The organism is Rhizohabitans arisaemae, assembly GCF_025996515.1.
GTDB lineage: Bacteria > Actinomycetota > Actinomycetes > Streptosporangiales > Streptosporangiaceae > Rhizohabitans > Rhizohabitans arisaemae.
Genome location: NZ_BLRH01000001.1, coordinates 1 through 12,060, shown reverse-complemented (window position 1 = coordinate 12,060; position 12,060 = coordinate 1). Strand labels below are relative to the sequence as shown.

The 12,060-nt window shown below is 70.1% G+C and carries 8 protein-coding genes; 4 read left to right on the top strand and 4 right to left on the bottom strand.

What is annotated here, in order from left to right:
• Positions 1–330: 330 nt before the first annotated feature.
• The gene (locus RUR_RS00040) at positions 331–1,284 is read right to left on the bottom strand and encodes a helix-turn-helix transcriptional regulator (RefSeq protein ID WP_283132722.1); all 954 of its coding nucleotides are present in this window, start codon (positions 1,282–1,284) and stop codon (positions 331–333) included.
• Between the two features lie 100 nt (positions 1,285–1,384).
• Here RUR_RS00040 and RUR_RS00035 point away from each other — a divergent pair, with 100 nt between their 5' ends.
• Positions 1,385–2,083 carry an alpha/beta fold hydrolase gene (locus RUR_RS00035; protein WP_283132721.1) on the top strand — a complete coding sequence of 233 codons (699 nt, stop codon included), beginning with the start codon at positions 1,385–1,387 and terminating at the stop codon, positions 2,081–2,083.
• A gap of 412 nt (positions 2,084–2,495) precedes the next feature.
• Here RUR_RS00035 and RUR_RS00030 read toward each other — a convergent pair whose 3' ends face one another.
• Positions 2,496–3,032 (bottom strand): hypothetical protein, encoded by a 537-nt coding sequence (locus tag RUR_RS00030; protein ID WP_283132720.1) that lies wholly within the window; start codon positions 3,030–3,032, stop codon positions 2,496–2,498.
• 391 nt (positions 3,033–3,423) lie between these two features.
• On the opposite strand from RUR_RS00030, the gene RUR_RS00025 reads away from it, so the two are divergent.
• The 3 genes from RUR_RS00025 (at position 3,424) to RUR_RS00015 (ending at position 6,355) form a co-directional block, all read left to right on the top strand.
• Positions 3,424–4,269: a PHP domain-containing protein gene (locus RUR_RS00025; RefSeq protein WP_283132719.1), complete on the top strand. Its 846-nt coding sequence runs from the start codon at positions 3,424–3,426 to the stop codon at positions 4,267–4,269.
• Positions 4,270–4,556: 287 nt separating this feature from the next.
• Entirely contained in the window at positions 4,557–5,702 is a 1,146-nt protein-coding gene (locus tag RUR_RS00020; RefSeq protein ID WP_283132718.1) for a sensor histidine kinase, read from the top strand.
• Positions 5,699–6,355 (top strand): response regulator, encoded by a 657-nt coding sequence (locus RUR_RS00015; protein ID WP_283132717.1) that lies wholly within the window; start codon positions 5,699–5,701, stop codon positions 6,353–6,355. The genes RUR_RS00020 and RUR_RS00015 overlap by 4 nt, the downstream gene beginning before the upstream one ends.
• A 247-nt stretch (positions 6,356–6,602) precedes the next feature.
• Here RUR_RS00015 and RUR_RS00010 read toward each other — a convergent pair whose 3' ends face one another.
• Both RUR_RS00010 and RUR_RS00005 read right to left on the bottom strand, forming a co-directional pair.
• On the bottom strand, positions 6,603–9,275 hold the full coding sequence (locus tag RUR_RS00010) for a DUF7824 domain-containing protein (RefSeq protein WP_283132716.1): 2,673 nt from the start codon (positions 9,273–9,275) through the stop codon (positions 6,603–6,605).
• A gap of 36 nt (positions 9,276–9,311) precedes the next feature.
• Positions 9,312–11,933 (bottom strand): hypothetical protein, encoded by a 2,622-nt coding sequence (locus RUR_RS00005; protein ID WP_283132715.1) that lies wholly within the window; start codon positions 11,931–11,933, stop codon positions 9,312–9,314.
• Positions 11,934–12,060: the final 127 nt, after the last annotated feature.

Below are 12,060 nucleotides of genomic sequence, written 5' to 3'. Positions count from 1 at the left end.
CGCCGGGCCCGAACCGGTCGACCCGCCCTGCGCATGAGCAGCCGGGCGGGCCCGCACCGGTTTCCCCGGAGCCTGTACGGCACTCGATCAGCGGGCGCGAGAGTGTGTTCCCCGGAACTCCGATTCGGCACAGCGAGGTGTCACGGTGATCGTTGTGGTGTGCGCACCGCTGGGGGTGCGCATAGCGCAATGATCATGAGAGATGGGTACGGGCTGCGCCGGATCGGGCTTGTCGGTTGGCATGTTGGGTGATCCTTGTGGTGTGCGCGCCTCTGCGGGTGCGCATAGCGCAACGATCAGGTGTGTCGGGTGCAGTCGGGCGTCACCCGGTCACGGCTGAGGCCGGTGCGAGCGGGTGACGGCTTCGGCGAGGTCGGCCACGTGGGCGGCGAGCGCGTCGGCGAGGGCGGGCGGGTTCCGTACGGTGAACCGCCAGGGCAGGCCGGTGAGGATCCGGGCCATGGCCGGCAGGTCTTCCACCCCGCTGACCAGGAGAACTCCGCCTTCCGCGCAGGGCCGCAGCTCGCCGAAGGTGGCCGGCAGCTGTGCCCGCGCGGTCGCCGCGTCGGTGTCGAGCCAGACCTCGGTGCGGTGCGTCCACGTGCCGAGGGTCAGCGACCGCAGGACGTACGCCACCGGGTCGACGTCGCTCCGGGGCGTGAACCGGCGGGGCAGCTCGGTCACTTCGGCGATCTTGTCCAGCCGGAACATGCGGACGGCGTCGCGCAGATGGTCGTGACCGACCAGGTACCAGCGGCGGCGGTGCACCACGAGCCCGTAGGGGTCCACGTCGCGGACGCCCCGGGGGTGCTCGATCCGGACGGTGCGGTGCGACTGGACGGCCGCGGCCAGCGCCATCGCGGGCTCCGGCTCCGGGATCCGCGCGCCGGTGAAGGTCGTCGAGGTGGCGGAGGCGAGGGCTTTGACCCGCTCCCGGAGCGTCGTCGGCAGCACCCGGTTGAGTTTGACGAGCGCCCGGTCGGTCGGAGAGGGCTCGCCGCCCTCCTGCCGGTCGCCTGCGGCGGCGAGGGCGACCACCACGGCGACGGCCTCCTCGTCGGCGAGCATGACCGGGGGGAGCCGGGGCCCGCGGACGAGCCGGTAGCCGCCGTGGCGTCCGCGCACCGACTCGACCGGGATGTCCATCTCGCGGAGCGAGGTGATGTAGCGGCGGATCGCCCGGCCGTCGACCTCCAGCCGACGGGCCAGTTCGTCGGCCGAGACCAGCCCGCGGTCCTGCAGGAGTTCGAGCAGGGTCAGCAGCCGGTTCGCGGGACGGGACATAGTGGCATCCTAAATTAGGGCAAATCCAAATTAGGGCAATTACCGTCCACAATCCTGCATAGCCTGTCTCCATCGGACCTCGAACGAAGGAAGCAGGCCAATGTCCAGCATTGTTCTCGTCGGTGGCTCGTTTCTCGGTGCCTGGGCATGGGAGCGGGTCACCCCGGCTCTCACCGCGGCCGGACACGACGTCCACCCGCTGACACTCACCGGTCTCGGCGACCGGGCGCACCTCGGCTCGGCGGAGACCACGCTCGCCACGCACGTCCGCGACATCACAGCCGCGATCGAGTACGCCGGGCTGCGTGACGTCGTACTCGTCTCGCACTCCTACAGCGGAGCCCCGGCCACCATCGCCGCCGCGCAAATCCCCGATCGCATCGCGCGGCTCGTCCACATCGCGGCCGTCGTCCCGGAGGGGGGTAAGTCGCTGTTCGACCTCATGCCGCCGGAGTTCGAAGAAGCGATCATGCAGACCGTCGTGGACGGGCGGATCCAGGTGATGAGCGATGAGATCATGGACGCCAACTTCGGCGAGCACGGATTCACCCCCGAGGATCGCGCGTGGCTCCACACCCGGAGCGTCGGCCACCCGATCAACACCTTCCGCGACTCGGCACCGGCCGACCTCGGCGCGGTGGAGACGCTGCCGCGCACCTTCGTCGCCTGCACGGGCGACCCCGGTGACCCGATCGCCCCGCCCGGCCACGACCTGGTCACCCTTGACGCCGGGCACTGGCCGATGATCACCAAGCCGACGGAGCTGGCCGAGCTGCTCGACAAGCTGGCCAGGTCCTGACCTTCTCGGCGCAGCCCGTACCTGAGCCGGTCGCCTGGGACATACCCCGATAGAGGGAGCCGGTACGGCCGAAGGCGGCTTGATCGCCTGAGCAAGCGGCCGGTGACGGATCAGGGCCCGTACCGGCCGCGCGTTCGGCGGTTGCCCGTGGTGGAGGCGGCCTGCGGTGTCCGGGTGCTATCCACAGCAGTGGGAGACCGAGGACCTCGAGCCGACTGCGAAGGTCCTGGACAGGTGTTCCGCGCGCTCGGCTTTCGGCGACAAAGGTCATGGATCTTGAGGCGCCGATGGGCCGGACCGCTGGACAAGCGTCTACGTGTACTCAGCGAACCTCCCTGCGCTGAACGGGTGACTCTCCTCAACGCGATGAGGGAGCGCCGGCTAGTGCTGTGACACCACCTGTGTCACAGCGCTAGTCAGGCTGCGTGCAACGGCCCAGCCGGTACCGCACGAGATCCGGATGGGCCTCGCCGACATCGATGCTGTTCTCATCGAGACCGTTGCCGATGTGGAAACGACCCGCATCGAAGACGAACTCCACCGCGACGGTGCCGTCCGCCAGGTCATTCCCCCTCGTGGGACGCCACTCCAGCAGAACAACCTCACGGAGTTCCTGGCCGACGAGCGACTCAAGCCGCTCGTCGGCACCGGACCACGCCGGCGTCAGCTCGAACCACTCCCAGCCACCGATCACAGCCGTCGTATCGATGCTGTTCCAGCCGATCGACAGCTCATCGAGCTTGTAGTGGCAGATCTCCACCTGGACACCGTCGAAGTTCAAGACGACCGGACAGTCGGCGAACCATTCCCCGTTCTCGATGAAACGCACAACCGCGAACCCGGTCAGACGTCGCCCACCAAGTGCGGCCAGTCTTCGTCCGTGTTCCTCACGGACGGCTTCAAGACCGACGAGAAAGGTCGGCTCGAAGCCGGAGATGCCTATGCTCACGACAAGCGATTGTCCGGGTTTCTTGACGGAATCTGCCAGCCGATATCCACGGCCGGGCAGCATGGTCCGCCTGACAGCCCGGATTTCCCATGATGGCGCGGTTGACGTGGCCTTCAGCCTTCCCGGAACTGCGGGGCAGGGTCAACCCGGCTTTGGCGGCGTCGAGATCGCGGCGTAGCCCGGGGAAGTTCGTGCCAGAGCCGGTCCTCACGTGTCGTCGACAGTGGGTGTGCCGCGTTCGGCCCGGCTGCGACCCCTGCGTTCGGATGTCCTTCCAGGTCGGGTATCCGATCTCAGCCACAGGCACATGCGTCGCGCGGGATTACCCTCTCCCGCATTACCTTTTAGGGTGATCGCACCAAAGGGTGATTCGTGCGGAAGCGGTGGGCCTGTGGCATTACCTCCAGACAGCCATGTGCACAGCGAGTGGTCGTGGGACGCGCCGATGGGCTCGATGGAGGGCTCCTGCGCCCGGGCGGTGGAGCTTGGGCTTCCCGCGATCGTCTTCACCGAACATCTTGACCATACGGTGTGGACGGTCGATCGCGACGCCCTGGAGGGGAACAACCATCTCGCGGCCTTGAGTACGCCGGACGGGTTGCTCACCCCTCCGGGGTTCGACGCATCCGGCTATCTGGAGGCGATCGAGCGATGCCGCGAACGGTTTCCGGGTCTGCGGATCCTGAGCGGCCTGGAGATAGGCGAACCACATCGGCATGCCGCGGCCGCCGCGAAGGTGCTCGCCGCCGGCCCGTTCGATCGGGTGCTCGGCTCCCTGCACTGCCTCCCCACCGGGGACGGGTTCGCGGAGCCGCCCGGCCTCTTTGGGAAGCGAGCCGCGGCTGAGGTCGTCCGGGAATACCTGGCGGAGATCACCAGGCTGGTCGAGGACAACGATGCCTTCTCCGTGCTGGCCCACATCGACTACCCGGTGCGTTACTGGCCGGCGCGGGAGGCCGGTCCGTTCGAGCCCATGGCGTTCGAAGAGGAGTTCCGGCATGCGCTGCGGGCGACCGCTCGGTCGGGGAGGGCGCTTGAGATCAACACGGTCGTGCCGCTGGACGCGATCATCGTGAGGTGGTGGCACGAGGAGGGCGGCCACGCGATCACGTTCGGAAGTGACGCCCATGAGCCGTCGGTCGTCGCGCGCAGGTTCCGGGAGGCGGCGCATCTGGCGGAGGCACACGGGTTCCGCCCGGGGCGGGACCCGTTCGACTTCTGGGCACGGGCGGACTGACCGGAGCACGGGATCCCGCGGCGCCACCCTTGCCGTCTGCGGCATCGGCTTCCACGAAATCCCGGGCAGGCCACCGGCGAGGGGTCGACGCGACAGGTACGGTCGCCGGCAGCCTCCCGGCATCCCCAAGCGGAAGGCCGTATCGGGTCCGGACAGGTCCGAGTCTGTCACGCGAGCGCGGAACCGAAGGGTCCGGCTGCGCCCGGCATCGCGTTGCCGCCGGTAGACCGGGGTCTTACACCCGCGGTCCGATGTCGGCGCCCACCACGCGCCGTTACCATCGGGTCATGCCTGTCCTCCCTCCGTTGCCGCTGCGCAAGCGGGTGCCGCCCGGCGTCTGGACGAGCCTGCCCTGGTGCGCGGGTCTGGTCTTCATGTTCGTGGCGCGGGGCGGCTTGCGCGGCCTGCACGGGAACGCGTGGATGTACCTGGCGGGAACCTCGGCACTGGTGCTGGCCGGTGGCATCCTGCTGCGTCGGCGCCCGCTGCCGGCGTTGGGTCTGCTGCTCGCGGCGATGTTCGCGGGCGTGCCGCCAGGGGTGGCGGAGACACCGGTGGCGGTGGCGAAACTGCTCACGGTCGATGTCGGTTTGTATTTCGTCGCGGCACATTCGACGCGCCGAACCGGAATCATCGCCCTCGTCGGCGCGCTCGCGGTGCTCGCCGGCTGGTTCACCCTCGGCCTGCCCCACGGCGTCGCGGCGGAGGTGGGCCTGGCCACGACGGCGGTCATCGCCTGGCTGGTGGGCCACACGGTACGCCAAGCGCGTGAACACGCCCAGTCGAAGATCGCCTGGGCCACGGCCCAGGCCGTCGCCGACGAAAGGCTGCGCATCTCGCGTGAGCTGCACGACACCCTCGCCCACAGCGTCGGGGTCATCGCTCTGCAGGCCGGTGCGGCGCGGCGGGTCATCGACACCCAGCCGGAGCGGGCGGCGCAGGCATTGGGAGACATCGAGAACGCCGGCCGGGAGGCGCTGTCGGGATTGCGCCGGACGCTGGGCGTGCTTCGCCGGCCCGAGGAGGCCCCGCCGAGCGATCCGATGCCCGGGCTGGGGGACATCGAGCGGCTGGCCGCGGCCACGACGGAAGCAGGTGTTCGGGTCGAGGTGCGTCTGCTGGGGGAACGGCGTCCGCTGCCGCCGGAGATCGACGTCTCGGCCTACCGCATCATCCAGGAGGCCGTCACCAACGTGGTGCGCCACGCGGGCACCGGCTGGTGCCGGGTATCCGTCGAGTACCGAGACGACGAGGTGGTCATCGAGGTCCTCGACGGCGGACGCGGCCCCCACCACGCCGGGGGTGGCGGCTTCGGCCTGGTCGGGATGCGCGAGCGGGTCACTCTGCTGCAGGGACGGTTGTCCGCCGAACCGCGACCCGAGGGCGGTTTCCGAGTGGCGGCCCGCCTGCCCCTGACGACGGGAACGCGATGACCGTCCGCGTCGTCCTGGCCGACGACCAGCCGCTGATCCGTTCCGCCCTGCAGATGGTCGTCGCCGACGCCCCCGGTCTCGAACTCGTCGGTGAGGCCGCCACCGGGCTGCAAGCCGTCCGGCTGGCCGAGGACCTCCGCCCCGACGTCGTGGTGATGGACATTCGCATGCCCGGCATGGACGGCATCGAGGCCACCCGGCTGATCACCCAAGGCCCCAGCCGGGCCCAGGTCATCGTCTTGACCACCTTCGACGAGGACGACAACGTCTACGGCGCGCTCCGTGCGGGCGCATCCGGATTCCTCGTCAAAGACATGGCCCTGGACGACATCCTCACCGCGATCCGGGTGGTGGCCGCCGGTGACGCCCTGATCGCACCGGGCGTCACCCGGCGGCTGATCGAGGCGTTCACCGACCACCCCGCCCCCGGTCCCGCGCCGCGCGGGCCGGAGGGCATCACCGAGCGGGAACGCGAAGTCCTGACCCTGATCGGACGGGGCAGGTCCAACACCGAGATCGCCGCCGACCTGGTCATCAGCGTCGCCACCGTCAAGGTGTACGTGTCCCGGCTGCTGGCCAAACTGCAGGCGCGTGACCGGGTCCACCTCGTCATCCTCGCCTATGAGGCGGGGCTGGTGTCACCGTCGAAGTGACCGTCACACCGCGGTAGCCGTCCGTACCGCCTCCGCTTCGAGGGAGTCGTGACAGAGCCGGTGCGGCCGGCTCAGCCACTCCTCCGGTGTGGAGGACCGGGGAGACTCCTGGAGATCTCCCATCGTCCGGCCTCACCGAGCCCGGCGGTGAACGAGGCGACCCCGTCCGCTCCTTTCTCTCGATCAACTCACGCACGGTTTCCCGCGCGGTCACGGACTCTTCCTTCTTGCTCCAAAGCGGCCGAGGTCAGGGGCGGATGAGGTAGGCGCGGAGGGTCCGGGCCTCGCGCAGGAGCTTGGTGTCGCCCTTGCGGGCGGCGAGGGCGGTGAGCTCGGGGATCTCCGCTCGGGTATCGGTCCAGCGGGCGAGCATGGCTGCGAAGGTGATCAGGTAGATCAGCCCGGTTCTCGCTTTCTCCTTTTCTGCGGGAAGCAGCAGCCGAAGTGCCGTCTCCGTCACCGTCCACATCTGGTGGTGTGCGCCGTTCCTGGCGAAGTGCTCCAAGGCATCCGAGAGCTTCTTGATCGAATCACCGGTGTTCTTGATCCGCTGCGCGAACTGGACGGCGAGCTCGTCAAGGGGGAGTTCGTCTCCGGCGATCAGCTGGAGCACCGGCGCCGATGTGTGGTCGTGGCCGAACAACAGCGTGTCCTGGGCGAGAACCGCCGACAGCGCCGCACCCGCGGGACCGTCGGTGGTGATGAGCCGTTTCGTGGACGAGGCCACGGGGTCGTACCTGCTTGCCCGCACCAGCGCGAGCAGGTGGGCCGCACTCAGCTCACGGTGGTTGGGCAGGACCGGCGAAAAGTCCTCCACGAGCCAGGGGTTCACCCGGGTCGAAAGGTTGGTGAGGATTCCGTCGATCAGCGGATAGCCGGTCATAGGGGCGTCGACAACCGCGGTGGGCCGCAGCGTCCCGCTGTTCCCGGGATTCGGCGCCTGGTCGGGCGCGCCGGGAGGGGAGCCGCCGGAGTCCCGGTCGGCGCGGCCCTCGACCGGTCCGCGCTCGGCGAGCCACTGGGGGAGGAACAGGCGGGGATGGACGCGGGACCATTCGACCGTCACCTTCGGGTCGGGAAGCCCGCCCTCGGCGAGCCATCGGGCCGCCTGGCGTCCTTCGGGCGAGGTCAAGGTGGCGGCCTTCTCCTGGACCTCCGCGGGCACGGTACGGGCTACGCGGAGCAAGGCTTGCTGGAAGTCGGCGGGAAGGGGCGGGGTGCCCGCGGCTTCGCAGACGGCGAGCCGGTCCACGAACACGCCGGGGTCGAGCAGCCCGTCCTCCCGTGTGGGGGTGGCGAGCAGGACCGGCGGAGGATTTCCGGCGATCAGGGCGTCGAAGAGCTCGGCACAGCGGTTGAGAGTGATCCACTGGGGCGTCGGCACCTTGTCCGGGGCCGGTAGCAGGTCGGCGAAGGACGGTGGTGGGGCCGTGGGAAGGGGGCGAACGGCTGCCGAGGGTTCGCCGCCGGACGGGTGAAACATGCCTCTGAGGGGGTCGATCCAGGTTCCCAGGGTGTTGCGCAACGTGCCTGGCCTACGCAGGTACTCGGTGATGAGGTCGGTCGCGAGCCTGTCACGATCGATGTCGAGGGTGACGAGGGCCGCCAGAATGCGCTCGACGCGCCGTGGATTGTCGTCGGCGTGGTTGGCGAAGAGGTCGGCGATCTCCCTGGCGGACTTGAGCGGGGCGGGGAACGGACGCGGCCGAATCGGGCCGGGCAGCGTCCCGGGGACGAAGTCGTCGAACACCTCCTCGGCCTCGGCCACCTCACCGCCGAACGCCGCGGCGAGCGTCGAACCGAGCCGGGGCGGCAGCGCGGAGACCGCCTCGCCGATCGTGGTGGCGCCTGCCCGGCTCAACCGGGGTGCGAGCTTGAGTGCGATCCGTACCGCACGTTGCCGGACTTCGAAGGTTTTGTGGCCGAAGGCGAGGGTGAGCGCCGGGGCGAGTTCGTCGGCCGGGCCGGGCCGACGCCGTACCGACTCCTCCAGCCACATCAGACCGGATTCGGCCAGACCCCGCTCCACTCGGAAGAGCAGACCCTCCAAGGCCTCGGTGAGTTCGGACGGATCCAGGTCGTCGAGCCTGCGAAGGTGGTTGAGGGCGAGCTCGGCGATGGGGCCGGGTGCGGCGGGCAGCAGCCGGACGTAGTCGCGGGCCCGTGGGGCGATCTCTTCGGGTGTCGGCCGAAGGGCCTCGTGCAGCCGGCCGAAGTAGCGCAGATCGATCGGCGATCCGCCGCGCAGAAACCTCCCGACACAGCCGCGCAACAGGGTTTCCCGCCGGGCGGGGGTCGCTTCGGCGGCCAGCCCGGCGATCCACGGGTCGTCCGGCTTCGCCCATTGCAGCTGCCGGCCGACCCCTTCCGCCTCGAAGATCCGTGGCAGCATCCGGTCCAGGAGCGATCCGGGCTCGGTGGCCTCCTCGGCCGGGGTGGTGGTCGCGACCCAGCCGACGATGAGCGGGTCGTGGGCGGGAGGTTCGATCCCGGTACGGCGGAGCAGGCCGAGCGTGACGCCGACCCCCCAGGAGTCGGCCCTCCGGATCTTGAGGGAGAGCCGCCGGGCCAGGTCGGCCTGCCACTCCGCCGGCCGGGCGGCGAGGATTTCCAGCAGCCTGACGCGCTCGGATTCGTGCTCGGTCCCGCCCGGCGTGTGGTCCCGCCGGTACAGCCAGGTCACCAGGGCCGCGGTCCCGCCGATCGTCGCCGCTCCGGCGGCGCGCAGCGCGGGCCCGTACCGGATGAGGTTGTGCCACGGTTGCCAGTCCGGGTCCAGGCTCGGCAGCACCGGGAGGTGCCCGGGGAGGTTCTTGGCGATCTCACGCCGCTCGGCGTCGCCGAGCCCGGCGGTGAACGCGGCCACCTCGTCGGCGGCCTTGCGGTTGATCAGGTCGCGCACGGTCTCCCACGCGGTCATCGGGCTCCTTTGTACATGCTCGCGACGCGGTCGGGGTCAGGGACGGGTGAGACAGGCGTGTGCGGCTCGGGCCTCGCGCAGGACCTTGGTGTCGCCCTTGCGGGCGGCGAAGGCGGCCAGCTCGGGGATCTCCGTCCGGTTGTCCGTCCAGCGGGCGAGCGTCGCCGCGAAGGTGATCAGGTGGACCAAGCCGGTGCCCGCCTTCTCCCCTTCGGCGGGGAGCAGCAGCCGCAACACCGTCTCGGTCACCGGCCACACCTGGTGGTGTGCGCCCTTTCTGGCGAACTGTTCCAGCGCATCGGACAGCTTCTTGATCGACTCACCGCCGTGCTTGACCCGCTGGGCGAGCTGGAAGGCGAGTTCACCGGCCGGGAACCCGTCTTCGGCGAGCATCTGGAGCATCGGCTGCCAGAAGCCGTCGGGCAGGATCACTCGGGCGAGGACCGCGGAGAACACTTCGCCGGAGGCACCTCCCGAGCGGACGAGTGTGAAGAGATGCTCCCTTGTGGCGTACGCGCGGCGATACCGTTCGTCACCCAGGAACACCAGAAGATGAGCGGCGTTCAGTTCGCGGTGGCCCGGCAGGGTCGACGAGAAGTCTTCGATGCGTTGATTGGTCATCCCGCAGGTGCACCGGCGGGGGTCGGTGAGGATCCGGTCGATCAGCGCGTACCCGGTGGCGGGGCAGTCGATCATCGGGAACAGCCGAAGACCTCCGTCCCCGGGACTCGGCCCCGATCCCGCGTGGGCGGGGTCACCGCCTTCGGGTTCCGTAGCCGCCGGAAGGAGGGAACGGACGGAGCGGGTGTGGTGCACGGCAGACCACTCCAGGGTCACCTTCGGGTCGGGGAGCCCGCCGTCGGCGAGCCATCGGCCGGCCTGCCGTCCCTCGGGTGAGGTCAGAGCCGCGGCCCGCCGGAGGACGTCGGCGGGGACGGTACGGGCTACGCGGAGCAGGGCCTGCTGGAAGTCGGCGGGGAGCGGCGGGAGGCCCGCGGCCTCGCAGGCGGCGAGCCGGTCCACGAAGACGCCTGGGTCGAGCCGCCCGTCGTCGCGAGTGGGGGTGGCGAGCAGGACCGGAGGGGCGTTCCCGGTGACCAGCGCGTCGAAGAGCTCGGCGCAGCGGTTGAGTGTGAGCCAGACGGGTGGGGACACGCTGCTCGGATCCGGCAGCTTGGCCGGGAAAGACGGAGGCGACTGGAGGGTGTGCTCGCCGACTCGGACGTGCAGCGTCCGGTGGAGTGCGTTGAGCCAGGACATGGAGTTGCTCCAGCGCCTCCGTATGCTCACGTATCCGGCGCGGAGATCGCCGGTGAGCATGTCACGATCGAGATCGAGGGTGACAAGGGCGGCCAGGATACGTTCGAGGTTCCGCCACGTGTAGGCCTCGTAGCTTTTGAACAGGGTGTCGATCTCCTCGGGGGATTCGATCGGGGCGGGGAACGGGCCCGGCCGGATCGGGTCGGGCGGCGTTCCCGGGACGAAGTCGTCGAACACCTCCTCGGCTTCGGCCACCTCGCCGCCGAAGACCCCGGCGAGCGCGGCGCCGAGCTCCGGGGGCAGCCCGGAGACCGCCCCGCCGATCACGGCGGTGCTCTCCGCGCTCAACCCGGGGGCGAGGTTCAGCGCCAGCCGTACGGCGCGCCGCCGAACCTCGAAGGTTTTGTGGCCGAAGGCGACGGCGAGTGCTCCGGCCAGGTCGTCGGCGAGGCCCGGCTTGCGCCGGACCGACTCCTCCAGCCAGGCCAGACCGGATTCGGCCGGCCGCCGCTCGGGCCGGAACAGCACTCCCTCCAGGGCCTCGGCGAGTTCAAACGGGTCCAGGTCGTCCAGTGTGCGCAGGTGTCTGAGGGCGAGCTCGGCGATGGGGCCGGGTGCGGCGGGCAGCAGCCGGACGTAGTCGCGGGCCCGCGGGGCGATCTCCTCGGCGGTCGGCTTCAGCGCCTCGTGCAGCCGTCCGTAGTAGCGCAGGCCGGTCGGCGATCCGCCGCGCAGGAACCTTCCGACGCAGCCGCTCAGCAGCGTCTCCCGCCTGGCCGGGCCCGCATCGGCGATCAGTTCGGCGATCCACGGATCATCCGGTTGGGTCGACTCCAGGGCCCGGCCGACCCCCTCCGCCTCGAAGATCCGTGGGAGCATCCGCTCCAGGAGCGACCCGGGCCTGGCCGCCTCCTCGGACGGGGTGGTCGTCGCGACCCAGCCGACGACGAGCGCGTCGTGGGCCGGGGGTTCGGCCCCGGTACGGCGGAGCAGCTCAAGAACGATCCCGAGTCCCCAGGACCTGGAGTTGCGGATCTTGAGGGCGAGCCGGCCGGCCAGGTCGGCCTGCCATTCGACCGGCCGGGCCTGCAGGATCGTGAGCAGCCTGGTGCGCTCGGCCGTGTCCTCGGTCCGGCGTGGCGAATGATCCCGCCGGTGCAACCAGGTCGCCAGGGCGGCCGCTCCCTCGATCGTCGCCGCTCCGGCGGCGCGCAGCGCGAGCCCGTACAGGGCCACGGTCCTCCACGGGTCGTTCGGGGTACGCAGGACCGCGAGATGCCCAGGGAGGTTGTCGGCGACCTCACGGCGCTCGGCCTTGTCGAGTCCGGCGGCGAACGCGGCGATCCCGTCCGCGTCCTTCCGCTCGATCAGCTTGCGCACGGTCTCCCACGCGGTCATGAAGGGCCTCTCATCAGGGTTGCTCACGCCATGTGGAGGAATGCCCGTAAATTTAGGACCTTCATGCCTCGCTGGGTAGATTTGACGAGATGATCTCGATGTTGTAGCTCACGACCACGGAAAGCTC